General features: G+C 26.6%; 17 protein-coding genes. 4 read left to right on the forward strand and 13 right to left on the reverse strand.

Going from position 1 to position 18,242, the window contains the following annotated elements; all coding sequences use genetic code 11:
* The first annotated feature begins 138 nt into the window (after positions 1-138).
* Entirely contained in the window at positions 139-267 is a 129-nt protein-coding gene (locus NLO413_RS04950; protein ID WP_269744820.1) for a hypothetical protein, read from the forward strand.
* Positions 268-331: 64 nt separating this feature from the next.
* On the opposite strand, the gene NLO413_RS00720 is transcribed toward NLO413_RS04950, so the two are convergent.
* From NLO413_RS00720 to NLO413_RS00735, 4 genes are all read right to left on the reverse strand, one after another.
* On the reverse strand, positions 332-943 hold the full coding sequence (locus tag NLO413_RS00720; protein ID WP_045808649.1) for a hypothetical protein: 612 nt from the start codon (positions 941-943) through the stop codon (positions 332-334).
* A 989-nt stretch (positions 944-1,932) separates the two neighbouring features.
* The gene (locus NLO413_RS00725) at positions 1,933-2,544 is read right to left on the reverse strand and encodes a hypothetical protein (RefSeq protein WP_045808650.1); all 612 of its coding nucleotides are present in this window, start codon (positions 2,542-2,544) and stop codon (positions 1,933-1,935) included.
* Between the two features lie 1,029 nt (positions 2,545-3,573).
* On the reverse strand, positions 3,574-4,182 hold the full coding sequence (locus NLO413_RS00730; RefSeq protein WP_045808651.1) for a hypothetical protein: 609 nt from the start codon (positions 4,180-4,182) through the stop codon (positions 3,574-3,576).
* 369 nt (positions 4,183-4,551) lie between these two features.
* Positions 4,552-5,388 carry a hypothetical protein gene (locus NLO413_RS00735; RefSeq protein WP_045808652.1) on the reverse strand — a complete coding sequence of 279 codons (837 nt, stop codon included), beginning with the start codon at positions 5,386-5,388 and terminating at the stop codon, positions 4,552-4,554.
* 1,562 nt (positions 5,389-6,950) lie between these two features.
* Between NLO413_RS00735 and NLO413_RS00740 the strand changes: the two genes are divergently transcribed.
* Both NLO413_RS00740 and NLO413_RS00745 read left to right on the forward strand, forming a co-directional pair.
* Positions 6,951-7,226 (forward strand): DUF2312 domain-containing protein, encoded by a 276-nt coding sequence (locus NLO413_RS00740; protein ID WP_045808653.1) that lies wholly within the window; start codon positions 6,951-6,953, stop codon positions 7,224-7,226.
* Positions 7,219-7,785: a UbiX family flavin prenyltransferase gene (locus NLO413_RS00745; RefSeq protein ID WP_045808654.1), complete on the forward strand. Its 567-nt coding sequence runs from the start codon at positions 7,219-7,221 to the stop codon at positions 7,783-7,785. The genes NLO413_RS00740 and NLO413_RS00745 overlap by 8 nt, the downstream gene beginning before the upstream one ends.
* Before the next feature lie 414 nt (positions 7,786-8,199).
* Here the strand turns inward: NLO413_RS00745 and NLO413_RS00750 are convergent, their stop codons facing one another.
* The 9 genes from NLO413_RS00750 to NLO413_RS00790 form a co-directional block, all read right to left on the reverse strand.
* The gene (locus NLO413_RS00750; protein WP_045808655.1) at positions 8,200-8,598 is read right to left on the reverse strand and encodes a cytochrome c-type biogenesis protein; all 399 of its coding nucleotides are present in this window, start codon (positions 8,596-8,598) and stop codon (positions 8,200-8,202) included.
* A gap of 545 nt (positions 8,599-9,143) precedes the next feature.
* A complete protein-coding gene (locus tag NLO413_RS00755; RefSeq protein WP_045808656.1) occupies positions 9,144-10,220 on the reverse strand; it encodes a hypothetical protein in 1,077 nt (358 codons plus the stop codon).
* A 659-nt stretch (positions 10,221-10,879) separates the two neighbouring features.
* The gene (locus NLO413_RS00760) at positions 10,880-11,236 is read right to left on the reverse strand and encodes a ferredoxin family 2Fe-2S iron-sulfur cluster binding protein (protein WP_045808657.1); all 357 of its coding nucleotides are present in this window, start codon (positions 11,234-11,236) and stop codon (positions 10,880-10,882) included.
* A 26-nt stretch (positions 11,237-11,262) separates the two neighbouring features.
* Positions 11,263-13,086 carry a Fe-S protein assembly chaperone HscA gene (gene hscA / locus NLO413_RS00765; RefSeq protein WP_045808658.1) on the reverse strand — a complete coding sequence of 608 codons (1,824 nt, stop codon included), beginning with the start codon at positions 13,084-13,086 and terminating at the stop codon, positions 11,263-11,265.
* Positions 13,073-13,540, reverse strand: a complete 468-nt coding sequence (gene hscB / locus NLO413_RS00770) for a Fe-S protein assembly co-chaperone HscB (protein ID WP_232295890.1) — start codon at positions 13,538-13,540, stop codon at positions 13,073-13,075. Before hscB ends, hscA begins: the two co-directional genes overlap by 14 nt.
* Complete coding sequence (locus NLO413_RS00775; RefSeq protein WP_045808660.1) at positions 13,497-13,919, reverse strand: HesB/IscA family protein; 423 nt, start codon at positions 13,917-13,919, stop codon at positions 13,497-13,499. Before NLO413_RS00775 ends, hscB begins: the two co-directional genes overlap by 44 nt.
* Positions 13,920-13,930: 11 nt before the next feature.
* Positions 13,931-14,356, reverse strand: coding sequence for a Fe-S cluster assembly scaffold IscU (gene iscU / locus NLO413_RS00780; protein ID WP_045808661.1), 426 nt, complete (start codon positions 14,354-14,356; stop codon positions 13,931-13,933).
* Positions 14,357-14,408: 52 nt separating this feature from the next.
* Entirely contained in the window at positions 14,409-15,644 is a 1,236-nt protein-coding gene (locus tag NLO413_RS00785) for an IscS subfamily cysteine desulfurase (protein ID WP_156965549.1), read from the reverse strand.
* A 15-nt stretch (positions 15,645-15,659) separates the two neighbouring features.
* On the reverse strand, positions 15,660-17,231 hold the full coding sequence (locus tag NLO413_RS00790; protein WP_045808663.1) for an aminotransferase class V-fold PLP-dependent enzyme: 1,572 nt from the start codon (positions 17,229-17,231) through the stop codon (positions 15,660-15,662).
* A gap of 156 nt (positions 17,232-17,387) precedes the next feature.
* Here NLO413_RS00790 and NLO413_RS00795 point away from each other — a divergent pair, with 156 nt between their 5' ends.
* Positions 17,388-18,107: an alpha/beta hydrolase gene (locus NLO413_RS00795; protein ID WP_045809333.1), complete on the forward strand. Its 720-nt coding sequence runs from the start codon at positions 17,388-17,390 to the stop codon at positions 18,105-18,107.
* Positions 18,108-18,242 lie beyond the last annotated feature (135 nt).

Genomic DNA, 18,242 nt, shown 5'->3' on the forward strand with positions numbered 1-18,242 from the left:
AAACACCAAATAATTTTCTTAAATTATATACTTATACAGTATATAGTTACTTGTATAATTACACAACATGCGCTTATAAGTTAAATTAGATAAAGTTATCATATATAAAATCAAATAATTTTACTTAATTAGATATTGATGATACTCATAAAAATGCGTTATCAATATCTTTACAAGGTAAGAAATGCTATTGATATTTTCAATACAACTAGACAATCAAATGAAGGATTCATTTCTATAAAACAACGTGTAGAGCTATTAACATAACGAAGTACAAATTAACATTACTACAGTACGTTTATACTTTAGAAATTTGTGCTTTACACTAATGTTAATGAGTAGGGGGGGGGGATTGCGTTTTATTATTAACAATGCTACAGGCTTCTTTTATAGAAATTAAACCTTCATTTGATTGTCTAGTTGTATTGAAAATGTTAGTAGCTTGAATGGCATCTTGGAGAACTATATAACGAAAGTGTTGTGTATAAACTTGCTTATCGAGAAATGTAAGTAACTTTTTAGAAAGTTCATTTATAATTTCTTTACTGTATTTATCTTTTAAGTCATAATGAATGCCCACGTATACGACTAGTTTATAGGTTGTAGTCACAATAAAAGATCTTTTAAAATACTCTTGTAAGTTGTTACTTGTAGCATAAATTCCTCTTAATCTACTGCCAATATATTCAAGGGATTCTTTTATTATGTTAAAAAAGTCAGCACTATAGGCAATCAAGTTTAGAGTATTAAAAAATATACGTTTATGTACTGTTTTTGCAATATGTGTGGTAATGTGTTCAGCATCAATTTTACTAAAAAATTTTCTTAGAGTATTATGCACTTCTTGAAGTTTGGTCGTATTATATGTTACATCATATTTAAAATAGTTATTTATAATTAACTCAATAATACGCTCATAAGCTAAATTAGATAACGCCATCATATTAAACACCAAATAATTTTCTTAAATTATATACTTATACAGTATATCATTACTTGTATAATTACACAACATGCGCTTATAAGTTAACTTAGATAAAGTTATATATATTAAAATCAAATAATTTTACTTAATTAGATATTTATGCAATTTGTTCTTAAGATAATTATTTGTTAATTAACTCAATGATATGTTTGTGAGCTAAATTACGTAATACTTCGTATATTTAAAAATTAGGTAACTTAATGAGTAATAATATATTTTTGAGGTTTATATAGATATTTTTGTATAAAAGATCATTTGATTGCTTTTTAACGGTTTTACAGAATATATATTATCGGTATTTAAGTAGTAAAAATTATCCATTACATAAAATGTATTTGTTATGCTATAGAAGTTGTTCCAGTGACATTTGTGTAGTATGCGTAGAGGGTAAGAATGCACTATATATAGTTTGCAACTTGAGTAGCTTCTTGTACAATAGCAAAAAACCTTAACCTATGTAAGTTTTATATTATAAGCTTTCTAATAAAGAATTCAGGGCTTTATATTGTTTTATGATCCATTATAGAAATGATAAGCTTCCATTAATTGTTTAGTTATATTGCAGATGTTAATGCTTGAATAGCATCTTTGAGAACTATTTGATTTAAGATGTTACTTTTATATTTTCTGATAAGCACACATAAGTAGCTTATTGTAGAATTTATTTATAACTTTTTGAGTATGATTATATTTTAGATAAGGGATTAATATCCGAACATAAGATTAATGTGTGTAAATTATGATAAATATGCAAAATTCTTGATAGTATTCTTCTATAATATTGATTTTGCAAGGTAAGAAATGCTATTGATATTTTCAATACAACTAGGCAATCAAATGAAGGATTAATTTCTATAAAACAACATGTAGAGCTATTAACATAACGAAGTACAAAGTAACATTACTACAGTACGTTTATACTTAGAAATTTGTGCTGTACACTAATGTTAATGAGTAGGGGGGGGGGATTGCGTTTTATTATTAACAATGCTACAGGCTTCTTTTATAGAAATGAATCCTTCATTTGATTGCCTAGTTGTATTGAAAATGTTAGTAGCTTGAATGGCATCTTGGAGAACTATATGACGAAAGTGTTGTGTATAAACTTGCTTATCGAGAAATGCAAGTAACTTTTTAGAAAGTTTGTTTATAGTTTCTTTAGTGTATTTATTTTTTAAGTTATAATGAATGCCCTTGTACACGACTAGTTTATAGGATGTAGTCACAATAAAAGATCTTTGTAAATACTCTTGTAAGTTGTTACTTGTGTAATAAATTCCTCTTAATCTACTGCCAATATATTCAAGAGATTCTTTTATTATGTTAAAAAAGTCAGCACTATAGGCAATCAAGTTTAGAGTATTAAAAAATATACGTTTATGTACTGTTTTTGCAATATGTGTGGTAATGTGTTCAGCATCAATTTTACTAAAAAATTTTCTTAGAGTATTATGCACTTCTTGAAGTTTGGTCGTATTATATGTTACATCATATTTAAAATAGTTATTTATAATTAACTCAATAACACGCTCATAAGCTAAATTAGATAACGCCATCATATTAAACACCAAATAATTTTCTTAAATTATATACTTATACAGTATATCATTACTTGTATAATTACACAACATGCGCTTATAAGTTAAATTAGATAAAGTTATCATATATTAAAATCAAATAATTTTACTTAATTAGATATTTATGCAATTTGTTCTTAAGATGATTATTTGTTAATTAACTCAATGATATGTTTGTAAGCTAAATTACGTAATACTTCGTATATTTAAAAATTAGGTAACTTAATGAGTAATAATATATTTTTGAGGTTTATATAGATATTTTTGTATAAAAAATCATTTGATTGCTTTTTAACGGTTTTACAGAATATATATTATCGGTATTTAAGTAGTAAAAATTATCCATTACATAAAATGTATTTGTTATGCTATAGAAGTTGTTCCAGTGACATTTGTGTAGTATGCGTAGAGGGTAAGAATGCACTATATATAGTTTGCAACTTGAGTAGCTTCTTGTACAATAGCAAAAAACCTTAACCTATGTAAAAGTTTTATATTATAAGCTTTCTAATAAAGAATTCAGGGCTTTATATTGTTTTATGATCCATTATAGAAATGATAAGCTTCTATTAATTGTTTAGTTATATTGCAGATGTTAATGCTTGAATAGCATCTTTGAGAACTATTTTATTTAAGATGTTGCTTTTATATTTTCTGATAAGCATACATAAGTAGCTTATTGTAGAATTTATTTATAACTTTTTGAGTATGATTATATTTTAGGCAAGGGATTAATATCCGAACATAAGATTAATGTGTGTAAATTATGATAAATATGCAAAATTCTTGATAGTATTCTTCTATAATATTGATAAAGATGATACTCATATAAAATGCGTTATCAATATCTTTGTAAAGTAAGAAATGCTATTGATATTTTCAATACAAGTAGACAATCAAATGAAGGATTAATTTCTATAAAACAACATGTAGAGCTATTAACATAACGAAGTACAAATTAACATTACTACAGTACGTTTATACTTTAGAAACTTGTGCTTTACACTAATGTTAATGAGTAGGAGGGGATTGTGTTTTATTATTAACAATTCTACAGGCTTCTTTTATAGAAATTAATCCTTCATTTGATTGTCTAGTTGTATTGAAAATGTTAATAACTTGAATGACATCTTGGAGAACTACATGATGAAAGTGTTGAGTATAAACTTGCTTATCGAAAAATGTAAGTAACTTTTTAGAAAGTGCATTTATAGTTTCTTTATTGTATTTATCTTTTAAGTCATGATAAATGCCTATGCGCACGACTATTTTATAGGATGTAGTCACAATAAAAGATCTTTGTAAATACTCTTGTAAGTTGTTACTTGTGTAATAAATTCCTCTTAATCTACTGCCAATATATTCAAGAGATTCTTTTATTATGTTAAAAAATTTAGCACTATAGGCAACCAAGTTTAGAGTATTAAAAAATACACGTTTATGTACTGTTTTTGCAATATGTGTGGTAATGTGTTCAGCATCAATTTTACTAAAAAATTTTCTTAGAGTATTATGCACTTCTTGAAGTTTGGTCGTATTATATGTTACATCATATTTAAAATAGTTATTTATAATTAACTCAATAATACGCTCATAAGCTAAATTAGATAACGCCATCATATTAAACACCAAATAATTTTCTTAAATTATATACTTATACAGTATATCATGACTTGTATGATTACGCAACATGCGCTTATAAGTTAAATTAGATAAAGTTATCATATATTAAAATCAAATAATTTTACTTAATTAGATATTTATGCAATTTGTTCTTAAGATAATTATTTAGTTAATTAACTCAATGATATGTTTGTGAGCTAAATTACATAATACTTCATCATATATTTAAAAATTAGGTAACTTAATTAGTAATAATATATTTTTGAGGTTTATATAGATATTTTTGTATAAAAGATTATTTGATTGCTTTTTAACGGTTTTACAGAATATATATTATCAGTATTTAAGTAGTAAAAAAATTATCTATTACATAGAATACATTTGTTGTGCCATAGGAACTTGTTCTGGTACATTTGTAATATGCGTGTGTGTTGGGGGGGGGGAGGAGTTGGAGGGAGAATGGCTCTCTATTTTGAAATGATCAACTTGAACAGCTTCCCTGATAGTAGTATAAAACCTTGCCTTATGGTGAGTTTTATATTTTGAGATTTTTAATAAATGATTTATGATTTTACATTGATTTATGATTTTACATTGTGCTTTATTATTCGTTACGTTAATAATATTACATACCTTGTTTATAGAAATTAATGGTAAGTTTTCATTTAATTGTTTAATTTCATTATAAAGATGAGCAGCTGCAATAGCATCTTTTAGAATTACTTTATGAAAGTACTGTTTACGTATTTGCTTATGAAGAAAAATAATTAACTTATTATAGCATTCCTTGTCGATGTCTTCAATGTGGTGTGATTGGTTAGTTATATGATTTTCAATATTTTCTGCTATAACGGATTTATAATCTCTTATAGTTCTTGAAATTATTGATAAAGCTACTAGACGGTTGTTGTTTCTCATAATGTTTTGTAGTGAATTACCAAAACTATTAATACTAATTTGTATTTCGTTACGGATAGAAGAACTATAAGCAACTAAAGCTAGTATATCCCCAAATATATGCTTGTGTATCTTCTTTGCAATGTATATAGTGGTATCTTCAACATTACTTTTGTAGAGAAATCCTATTAAAGTGTTGTAAATTTTGTTAATTTTAGTCGTGTTATATTTGTATTCACATTGAAAATAATTATTTATAATTAACTCAATAACATATTCGTAAGCTAAATAACGTAGTGCTTTCATGTACCTTTAAAAAATTAAGTAACTTAATAATAATAACATATTTTTATGGTATTATGTAAATATTATTTGTATAAAGAATAAGTAACAACTTACAAGAGTATTTCAAGAATCTTTTATTGTGACTACAACCTATAAAATAATCGTGTCCATGGGCATTCATTATGACTTAAATTTAATTACTTTGTAATAGTAATAATAGAATATATAAATTAGTATTTAAGTAGTTAAAAATTATTCATTAAATAGAATGCATCTGTTGTACCTTGGCATTTGCTTCAGTGATGCTATACATTTTAACGTGAGCAAGGCGAGTGAAAGGTAATGGTGTGTTATATTTGTTGTTAGCAATTTTGGTGGCCTCTTGTGCAATAATAGAAAATTTTTGGCTATGTGTAAATGTTTCCATAAAGAGTTAATGATTGCATTTTGTACTTTATGATCCATTATGTTAGCAATTTTACATGCCTCTTTTATAGAAAGGAGGGCTAAATTTTCATTTAATTGTTTAGTTTTGTATTATAATATGAGTAGCTGTAATAGTGTCTTTTAGAGTTATTTTACGGAAATATTGTTTATGTAAGTTGCCGATAAGCAAACGTAATTAATTGATTAGAGAGTTCATTTCTAATTTTTTTAGTGTAATTGTCCTTTGGACAAATGTTAAGATTTATCATTATGGATAATGTGTATAGTGAAACAAATAAGTGAAAGCTTTGAATATATTTCCGCATATTATTGCTTGCATAATAAGCTGCTTGTAATTCATTATCAATATTTCAGTAGCATTTTTTATTCTATTGTACATGTAGCTATAAATAACTAAGGCTAGTGTATCACTAAACATGTGTTTATGTATTGCTTTTGTAATGTACGTAGTAACATATTCATCAGCATCACTTTTACAAAGGAACTTCCTTAAAGTATTGTGAATTTTGTTAATCTTAGTAGCGTTTATATTTTATATCATGTTTTGAATAATTGTTTATAACTAACTTGATAACCTGCTCATAAGCTAAGTTATATAAAATGCTTTCATAATGTGAAAAAATTTTTTAATAGGTAATAATTAATAATATTATTATTTTAAAATAAGTTACTATGATTTTTATAAAAAAACCTAATAATTCCTTAAAATATTATAGAGAAGGAAATGGAAAAATAATTCCCTTATTTAACTTATAAATAAATAAGATATTTTTAGTGCTATAAATGTTGTATCTTATAAAAAGTAAAAACATTGATATTATAAATTTTGTATATGGTTTATTCCTTATATAATTTTTATATTTTATCAATACCTTACAATTTTGAGTATGTGATATTATTATATAATAACTGATGAGTATAATATAAGTGATATTTTGACAAATTATTGCAGTGCTTGCGATTATGTAATCTTTATAATAATTTAACTTGAGAAATAATTATTTCCTATTAACAACGTATGTGAAATGGTAGAAAATGATTTCTTGTATCATTAAAACTAGTTTTGAGGTTGATGTGTTGATTAAAAAAAGATTATTGATATACTACTATAAAGTTACGTTGTAATAGGAGGATTCATGGAAGTTGGTATATTACCAGATAATGATATAAGAGTAGATCAAAGTTTAAAGCAATACATTGAAAGAATTGAAAGGTTAGAATTAGAAAGATCAGAAATAGGTGAATCTATTCGTAATGTATATAGTGAAGCAGAAAATGAAGGTTTCCATCCTAAAGTAATGAGACAGATAGTAAAATTAAGGAAGATGGATAATAGTGATTTTGCAGAACATGAAATGTTATTACTAACTTATAAAAAAGCTTTGGGTATGCTTGTAAATTTAGATGAATAAACGTATTATAGTTGGTATTACTGGTGCATCTGGATCTATTTATGCAGTACGCTTGTTAGCTATCCTTACAGAAACACATTATGAAGTACATCTTGTTGTTACTGATGCTGCTAAAGTAACTTTGGCATATGAGCAGGGGCAAGAAGTTATCAATCATCTGCAAAAATTATGTAAATTCTATCATAATATTAATGATATTGGAGCAACTATAGCTAGTGGTTCTTTTAAAGTAGAAGGTATGATAATTGTGCCTTGCTCAGTAAACACTATGTCTGAAATTGCTTGTAGTCTTTCATCTAATTTATTGACAAGATCTGCTGATGTTATGCTTAAAGAAAGAAAAAAACTTATTCTAATGGTTAGAGAAACTCCTTTACATTTAGGACATTTAAGAAATATGAGCACTTTAAGTGAAATGGGAGCTATTATTGCTCCTCCTATACCGTCATTTTATAATTTGCCAACTACAATAGATGACATAATTGATCATTCTGTAAGAAAAGTGTTAAATTTATTTGATATTGAAAGTAGTAAAGATATTGCTTGGAAAGGTATTTGATGTATATGCTTCATTTAGTATGTTGCCTATAATTTATAAATATAAAACTTAATATTGGGTTTTATTATGTGAAAGTTATGGAAAATCATTTTTGTATAGCTTTATTAGTTTGTGATGCAAACTTTAATAGGTTATTTTATTACTTTTTTACTTATAGAAAAAGAATGCATTAGATAATATAGTTAATATATATTTACAAATTAGTAACATAAAAGCATGATAAAGAATATTCATATTTATGTCTTCTATTAATATGACTTTACTCCAGTATGCTTGTGTTATTTTTATTGTGAAGATTTTTAGCAGAAGTTTTTATTGAGATAAAATAGATACTCAATTTATATAAGTAACATTATATTAAGTTTTTATTTATACTGCTAATAAAGATATACTTATATGCTATTATATAATAGCTTACTTATTAAGTAATTTAATTTTTATTATTATTATGATTATAGAAAAAATTATTGCTAATTCTGGTATAATCCATAGTAAATAGGTATTACTATTATAAGGTGGTGTGCTGGAAATTTTATTCCCGTATAGATTTCTTAATTCAATTATAATTTGTTGGTCTGTATATCCATTATTAATATAATTTCTTATTGCTGTACGCATGTAATGAGCAAATTGTGATTGGGAATCATGAATTGACTCACCTGAACATACAAGACATTTTATTATTCGAAATAATTTTGTTGCACGTAATTCCATATGATGTTCTGGTAATGTATTATCTAATGAAAAAGAAAAGACGTAATAGGGTAGGGTAATATATAATAGAAGCGATAATATAAAAATTTTTTGTACCATATGCTTTTATTATGTTACGAATTTGTGATAATAATAATATATAATCTGTACTAGTATATTATATAGTTATTTATAAAGATAAAAACGTATTTTTTATGTTACTTATATGTCTGTTTGTGTCTTAAAGATATTTATTATATTTTTTTATACTATTGATTCACTGCTATATTGGTAAATGTTTGATAGAAATAAATTGTTGATAGATTATTTTGTATTGTGATTCTTAAAGGAAGATGGCACATAGAACGTTAGAAGATAAATAGTAAAAAGAGAGTTCTATATTTTATGGTTTGATTATATTTACATAAATTAACAATTGGTTTGTAATCAATGTATTAAGTGATTATCAGAAATGTTTTAATTTAAACTTGTTTATACGCTAAAAAGTAAAAAAATGAGTAATATATAAGAGATAGTACATGCTAAAGCACAAAAAAAATCATCTAAATTGTTAGTTAACTCATTTATAGTGTGTTTTGTAACTTTTAAAATACTACTTTGACTTAACAATTGTTGGGAAAAAACATCTAAAATATATATACTTGTTAAGATTTATTATGCTCTAATATATTATTATTAGATATATTGGTTAATACTTTTTCTAAAAATTTCTCATAAGGGATTAATCCAATGAGAAGGCTATTGTTATTAGTATCTCCTTTCAATGTAATGGTAATATTATTGTTATCTTTTATATTAGCAGCTTCGTATAATATTTTATATGTATTTTCTAGATGATATGGTAAGAGTGGTGTATTGCTGTTATGTAAAATAGTGCTGTTTATTTGCTCAAATAAAAACTTTAGTGCGTTTTTGTAATTTTTTAATGTAAAAGTTATTTGTCCATCGTATATAAAGAATTTATTATTTATTAACAAATCAAATTGAGGAAATGACACATTGCCATTAACGAATATACTAAAATATTGAGTATATAATGTAATGTTAGGAATATTGACTTTTAAGTAATGATCCTTGATAGCGAAGTTATTGTTTGTGTTAATATCAAGATCTTTTATTATAAAACTTTGGTTTATGTTATCATTTATATCAGTATTTACTTTGAAGTTAGTGTTAGATTTTTGTCTATTGGTTATTATTTGAAAGAAATTTTTTTTCATGATTAAAGTATTGTTACAAACTATACCATTATCTTTATATGTAATATTGATAGGATAGTTATCATGTTTTTGTGGTATTTTTATTAATCCAAAAAAATTATTAAGTTTTAAAAGTTGAAGTAATAAATTATGAGAAAGTTTCATATAGTATTGTGCGTCAACGTTACATGCAATAGTAACATTGCTTGAGTCCTGTATTGTTAAAAGGTTATCTATAATTTTTATATTGATTGAATTATTGAGTATATCATATGTTAATAAAATAGAGAATATTATATCTAGTGACTGAATTTTGATTTTGACATTTTTGATATAAATATTTTGTGTAGAAAATCCTTTTAATGATATGTTATCATAAGTAAACTGCGTGTAAGGATTTATATATAACTTAAAGTTATCTAATTGTTGTTGAAATTGTGATTTTATAAAGAAACGTACTAATAAATATATAGAAAAAAGTGCTAATATTAATGCAGCTATGTTAAGTACTTTTTTTTTCATTTATATCCTATTGTTAAGTTTGATAGCTTTGTTTTTATAGATACTATATAGTTTTTCCTTATGACTTTGCATTAATATATCATTATTTATAAAGATTGTTGCAAATAATTTTTATATTATATATACGTGACAAATTGAAGATATTATTTATTTTATGAAGTATATAGTGAGTTTTTTATATTAAGTATATTTTAATTTATGCTTTGCTATGAAATTTTTGCGTAATATTGTGATGTTTATATTTTAATACTAAAAATTGAGATAAATTTGGATAATAATTATATAAATTGCTTACTTTAAAATAGAAGAAATGCTTGTGCATATTTTATACCTTTACTAGTATGTTGCTTACTTTATTATTAAGTTTTTGTTGGTTAGGCTACTAATAGCGTTAATTGTGGGTGGCATACTTTTAAGTAATGGTACTTTTATAAAAAAAATAACTTTTTATTAGTGTACAATTACTTTCTATTATAATAAAAAGTGATATACATAACTTGAAAAATAAAGTTTTAATTTTTATTAGTGTATTTTATATTTTTTATAAGCATGTGTGTTATTGAACAATATTATATAACCTTTGTTATTGATATTTATTTAGCTATATAATACATTAAATTATGCTTTTACTTGTTTGTGTACAGGCTTTTTCATTTTGTTTATTTTTCATCATTATTAGTAAAGGAAATATTTCTAGTTTCACTTGGAAGCGTAACACATAATCCGTCAAGTGCTTGAGTAATCATAATTTGGCAGCCAAGTCTTGAAGTTTCTGTTAATCCAAATGCAAGGTCAAGCATGTCATTTTCTTCATCTGATAGTTCGTTGCACTTTTCTACTGCATCATACCATGATGGATCAATAATTAGGTGACAAGTAGAGCATGCTAAAGACCCCTCACAAGCACCTTCTAAATTAACCTTATTTCTGTGTGCTAATGTTAGTAAAGTTTCTCCCTCATAAGCTTCATAAGTGTGCTTAGTTCCATCTGGGAAAGTAAAAGTTACTGATGGCATGAAAGTATTCTCCTATTTGTTAATGATTAATAGAATTTTTTGAATAAAAAGTCATTTTTTTTTTGAATAAGATTTGAAGATTTTAATTCGAGATTATTAATAGCATTTTCTATATTATTTATATTATTGCTTAGTAATGCATGCTGTAAATCTTTTATTGCATCGCTAATTAGCTTTATTTCTGATGTTTCTGCTAAGTCTTTGTTCTTTGTTAAAGTATTTTCTATTATTCTTATTATATTTTCTCCTTTAATTTTTACTTCAGATAAATATCGTAACTGCATATCTTGATCAAAGTTTTCTAAAGATTCTGATATACACTGCTCTATTTCTTGATTTGTTAGGTCATATGTTGATTGAATTTCGATATGTTTACTAACTCCTGTAGATTTTTCCTGTGCTAAAACGGTGAGTAAACCATCTGCATCAACAGAAAATTCTACTTTAATTTTGGCTTGTCCTGCTGGAAGTGGAGGTATATTTTGTAAATTGAATTTTGCTAAAGACTTATTCTGAAATATCATTTCGCGTTCACCTTGACATATATGTATTTGCATAGAAGTTTGCCCATCTACATAAGTAGTGAATTCTTGAGTAGCAGATGTAGGAATTGGTGTGTTGCGTGGTATAATTTTTTCAACAATTCCTCCCATTGTTTCAAGTCCTAAAGACAAAGGTAGTACGTCTATTAGTATATTTTTATTATTTATATGTGGATTAGAAAGATAATATGCTTGAAGTGCAGCACCAGAGACAACAACCTTGTCTGGATTAACATTATCAAATACTTTATTAGGAAAAAGATCATTTAGCATATTCTTTATAATAGGGCTTTTTGTTGATCCTCCAACTAAAAGTACTTTAGATATATTATTACAATTTATATCAGCACTTGCAAGAGTATCTTTAACTATTTGTAAAGTTTTATTTATTAATGGTGTAATTATACTATTGAATTCTTGTTGAGTAATTTTACACTTAAACAACTTGTCTTGTATATTAAATACAAAATGACCATAATCATTTTCACTGAGAAATATTTTGACTTTTTGTGCTTCTAAGACTAGATTGCTAAATGATTTTTTATCTAAGATAATATTTGTTGAATAAGTGTTTTGATATTTATGAAAGATAAACTCAGCTAAGCTATAATCAATATCATCACCCCCTAAATTTGTGTCTCCACCTGTAGCTAGTACTTGAAAAACTCCTTTATGTAATTTAAGTACTGAAATATCAAAAGTTCCTCCTCCTAAATCATAAACTACATATATACCTTGAGTATCTGTCTGCTGAATACTATATGCAAGAGCTGAAGCTGTAGGTTCATTTAGTAATCGTAATATTTCGATACCAGCAATTCTAGCTGCGTCTTTTGTTGCTTTTCTTGCTATGTCATCAAAATATGCAGGGACAGTAATCACTGCTTTTTTTACTGTAACTCCTATTTTATTTTTAACAATATTACATAGTTTTTTTAAAATTTCTGAAGATACTTCTACAGGGGTAACTGTGCGATTATCAACTATTAAGTGAAGATCATTATTACTTTCTACTATCTTAAATGGTAGTTTAGAGTTTTGAATATCACTTATATTTTTGCCCATAAGGCGCTTTATTGAATATAGTGTTGATGTATGATTTTTATCAGCATCACATCCAACTGTAATGCAATTATTATTATAATTGACAATTGATGGAATTAATGACTGGTTGTTTTTATCTTCAAAAATTATTGTGTGCCCATTATTATCAACCATTGCAATAAGGGAGTTTGTAGTTCCTAAATCAATACCAAAAGATATATGATGATGAGTGTCTTTAGAGTCTGTAATATCAATGAGCTGCATAGGTTTTGCCTTTACTGAGGTATTTTAATTTATTTGTCTGTTTTGCAGCTTCATAAAGATCATTTTTTGAGAAAAAATTTTCTATATTCTGTATACACGCAAGTATTTCATTGTGAAGATTTGTACTTGATTCTTGAACTTGAAATACTTCTTTTATAATACATTGATCATCATAGCTACTTAACTTTATATTTTTGAGTTGTAGTATATATTCTGCTCTACTTAATGGGGACTTGAGTACTTGGTAAGCCTTGTTTATTTTTGAAATGTATTCTAAAGCTAATTTTTTATCACTTTGTGAGCTGAAACAATCAGGATGATAAGCTCTTTGTATAGTTATATAATTTTGCTCTAGGAGCTTTAAATCAATAGAAAAACATATGTTAAGTTGTAGTAATGAAAAATAGTTTTCAGACATAAAAACTTTCCCCACATCCACATCGCCCTTTTTCATTTGGATTTTTAAATGTAAAACCTGATGATAACATATCTTCATAATAATCTATAACTGTGCCAGAAATAAACATCATTGCTTTTGGTTCAATTAGTATTACAAAACTAGTATTATTATATGTTTTTTCAATTTTTACCTCAAAAGGTCTAATGTCATAAGCATATTCGATATTATATTTAAATCCAAAGCAACCTTTTTGTTTTACTATAATTCTAATGCCAATACAATTATCTTGGTTTTCTTGTTTTTGTGTAATAAGGTTTTTAATTCTATTTAAAGCTTTATCTGTAACAGCAATAGGAATATTATTATTGCTTTCTTTATGGCCAGAAAACAGGTTGTTTTTTATATTATTTGTTATAAGATTTTCTTTGCTCATAAGTTATAACCTTAGCCAACATTGTCATTTTTATGATTATGCATATTAAGCTTTTTTTTTGCTTGCTTATGTTTATAATCATCAATTGCAGCTTTAACAGCATCTTCTGCAAGTAAAGAACAATGTATTTTAACTGGAGGTAAAGATAATTCTTTTGCTAAAACGGTATTTTTTAATTGTATTGCTTCATCAATAGTTTTCCCCTTTATCCACTCTGTTGCTAATGAACTAGACGCAATTGCAGCTCCACAACCAAAAGTTTTAAATTTTGCGTCAGTAATTATACCATTATTATCAACTTTAATTTGTAATTTCATTACATCTCCACAACTTGGAGCTCCTACTAATCCTGTTCCAACATTATCATCTTCTTTTGAAAGTGCTCCAACATTTTTAGGGTTATTGTAATGTTCCAGTACATTATTGCTATAGCTCATATATTTGACTCCTTTATTTAAATATTTCTTGTATACATAAGTTTTGTATTAGTTAATGTGTCCATTTTATAGTTTTAAGATCTATTCCTTCCTGTACCATTTCCCATAAAGGACTAATTTCACGTAATTTCTGTATGCTTTCTATAATAAGATTTGCAGCATATATTACTTCCTCCTCAGTAGTAAACCTTCCTATTCCAAATCTAATAGAAGAATGTTCTAGATCTTGATCTATATTTAGTGCACGTAACACATATGATGCTTCTAAAGATGATGAGGTACATGCTGATCCTGAACTTACTGCTAAATTATTAATTGCCATTATGATAGACTCTCCTTCAACATATGGAAAACTGAGATTAAGGTTGCCAGGTATTCTTTGATCATAATCACCGTTTAACACAACATATGGTATATTATTTACAATTTTATTATACAAAATATCTCTTAATTTTTTTAATCTAATACTTTCCTCTTGCATTTCTTGTTGAGCAATTCTTGCTGCTTCACCTAACCCTACAGCAAGTGGAGTAGGTACAGTACCTGATCTCATACCACGTTCTTGACCTCCTCCGCTAATAATAGGTACTATACGCACTCTTGGTTGACGTTTCCGAATATAAAGAGCACCTATACCCATAGGACCATATATTTTATGCCCTGATATACTTAATAGATCTATGTTCATATCATTAACATCTATTGGTATTTTACCAAAAGCTTGTGCTGCATCGGTGTGAAAAAAGATACCATTTTGACGACATATTGCACCTATTTCTTTAATGGGCTGAATAACCCCTATTTCATTATTCACCATCATTATTGATACTAAAATAGTTTTTTCATTGATAGTATCTTTTAGTACATTTAAATCTAAAATTCCGTTTTTTTGTACATCTAAATATGTTACTTGAAATCCTTCTGTCTCTAAATGACGACAAGAATCTAGTACACACTTATGTTCTGTTCTTGCTGTAATTATGTGATTCCCTTTATTTTTATAGAAATGAGCTATTCCTTTGATTGCTAAATTATTGGATTCTGTTGCTCCAGATGTAAATATTATTTCTTTAGCTTCTGCTTTAATGAGATCAGAGATTTGTGCTCTAGCGTTTTCTACTGCAGATTCAGCTTTCCATCCAAAACAGTGGCTTCGAGAATGAGGGTTAGAAAATTGTTTAAAATATGGTATCATTGCATCTATAACTCTGTTATCTGTTTTAGTAGTAGATTGATAATCAAAAAATATAGGAAAATTAATATTTTTTTTCTTTTGCTCTGTACTCATATTTTGCTCCATTATTTATACTACAGTAGCTAATGAACTTTTATTTAACATTTGAGAATGCAGATAAATTTTATACCAGCAATCCACAATTTTTTTTATATGTTTATCTTCTATTTCAAATCCTAAGCTAATCCTTATAGCATTCTTTGAAAGTTGTTCATTAACATTCATTGCAGATAAAACATGTGAAGTATCAACTTTACCAGAAGAACAAGCCGAACCTATACCTACAGCAATATTATTTTGATCAAACTTCATTAATTGAACTTCACTACTAACACCTGGCATTGCTATGCAAGTAGTGTTAGGTAATCTATCAACGTTTTTACCAAATATCTTACATGAAGGTACAAGCTTCATTATATCACATTCAAGCTTATTACGTAAATTTTTTATATAGTTCATTTTTTGTACATAATCATCAATATTATTTAATGATAGTAGTAAGGAATATATGGATGCTACATTTTCAGTACCTGCGCGTAAACCTCTTTCTTGAGAGCCACCTAATATTGTAGGATAAATACTAACTGAATTATTATATAATAATACTCCTGCTCCTGATAATCCTCCAATTTTATGTGATGAAATGGTTAGTAAATCGACTCCCAATTCTGATACATCTATTTGTATTTTTCCACATGCTTGTATAGCATCTGTATGAACAATTGCTCCAAATTCATGAGATATTTTGACAATCTCTTTAACTGGTTGAATTACACCAGTTTCATTATTTGCAAGCATTACTGAGACTAATATTTTTTCATTTTTAAATTTTTGTAAAATATTAACTAGCTCACTTAAAGATACTATACCATCTTGATTTACAGGAATTATTATAGGAGAAATAGCACTGTTCATGACTGATAGATGTTCAGTTGCAGAAATTATATGGCGATAATTTCGTGTACTACTAAATACTAGATTATTTGCTTCTGTACCAGAGGATGTAAAAACTACATGATGTTTTTGAGCATTTAGTTTTTTAGATATTATTTCTCTAGTGTCCTCAATAATTTTTCTTGTTTTTTGCCCTAAGTGATGCATAGATGAAGGATTATATATATTATCAAATAATAACATATTACTTAATTGTTGCTTGATAATTGGATTTATCGAAGAAGTTGCATTATAATCAGCATAAATATAGTTATGATTATTGGCATTGAATTTAAAGTTGTTGGAAAGTATATCTTTTATAGAAATATTGCTTAAGTAATTTCTGATACAATATTCTATGTTACTCCAAAGGTTATGAGTATTACATTGTTGTGAATGGTTTGCTAAGCAACTTTTTGATGATGCATCGCCTTCGCATCTTGTGATTTTTATTTTTTCTCCTATTGCTTCTAATATTAAATTGATTGTTATTAAATTTGGTGCGATATTTAAACTATATTTACCTCCTGGGCCTTTAGTTGCACGTATTAGCCCTGTTTTTTTTAGCTTTACTATTATTTGTTCGAGATACCCTTTGGATAAAGATTGATTTTGTATAATGGTGGATGTTTTATGTTTAATTGTATCAGCATGTGCTAAATTTACGATAAACATTACAGCGTAACGAAGCCTAGTTGCCATTAACATGCTGAACCTTTATGTATAACTGACTAATTTTTGATTAGGGCATTAAAAAAAATATCTTTATTAAGTTAAGTTTTTTAATTACTCTGGAATTATATGTATCATAATATACCTTATGTCAAGTAGGTTTTTTTATAATTAATTATGGAGCATTGGTCAATGCGTGAGGTTTTTTTAAATGGATCAGCTGGTAAAATTGAGGGGAAATATTATCACAACAAGGATATAAAAGCTCCTCTTGTACTTATTCTTCATCCTCATCCACAATATGGAGGGAGTATGGATAATAAAATTGTATATAATTTGTATAATATTTTTATAAATAATGGGTTTTCTGCATTGAGGATTAATTTTCGTGGTGTAGGAAAATCTGCGGGTAGCTTTGATAAAGGAGTGGGGGAATTAAATGATGGTGCAACAGCAGCGGATTGGTTACAAAATAATAATCCTTCAGTAGTTCCTTTTTGGGTAGCAGGTGTCTCATTTGGTGCTTGGATTGCCATGCAGTTAGTTATGAGAAGGCCAGAAATTGAGGGATTTGTTGCAATTTCTCCTCCAGTAAATAAGTATGATTTTTCATTTTTATCTCCTTGCCCCATACCTGGGTTAATAGTGCAGGGTGATAATGATAGTATATCAGATGAAAGTGTAGTTTCTCAATTAGCTTCTAAGTTAAAAAGTTCTATTAGAAGTGAGTATATGCAATATTCTGTTATAGAAAAGGCAGATCACTTTTTTCGTGACCATATAGATACCTTTAATCAAGTTGTGGATTCATATATGAAGTCTAGGCTTTTATTTGAGAGTAGTCAGTCTAATAGTGTTACTAATAAAAAAATAAAGCATCGTATAATAATGCAAGATGAGCCTGTATCATAAATGTATATGTTGATTTATGACTTTAAGTATCATGTTGTATAGTTTTAATTATTGTAAAATATATAAACAGTTATGACAGGTAATTAATGTACAATGTAGAACATTTCTAGATATAAGTTTGAGATTTAGCTTTTT

Source organism: Candidatus Neoehrlichia procyonis str. RAC413 (assembly GCF_000964795.1).
Taxonomy (GTDB): Bacteria; Pseudomonadota; Alphaproteobacteria; order Rickettsiales; family Anaplasmataceae; genus Neoehrlichia; species Neoehrlichia procyonis.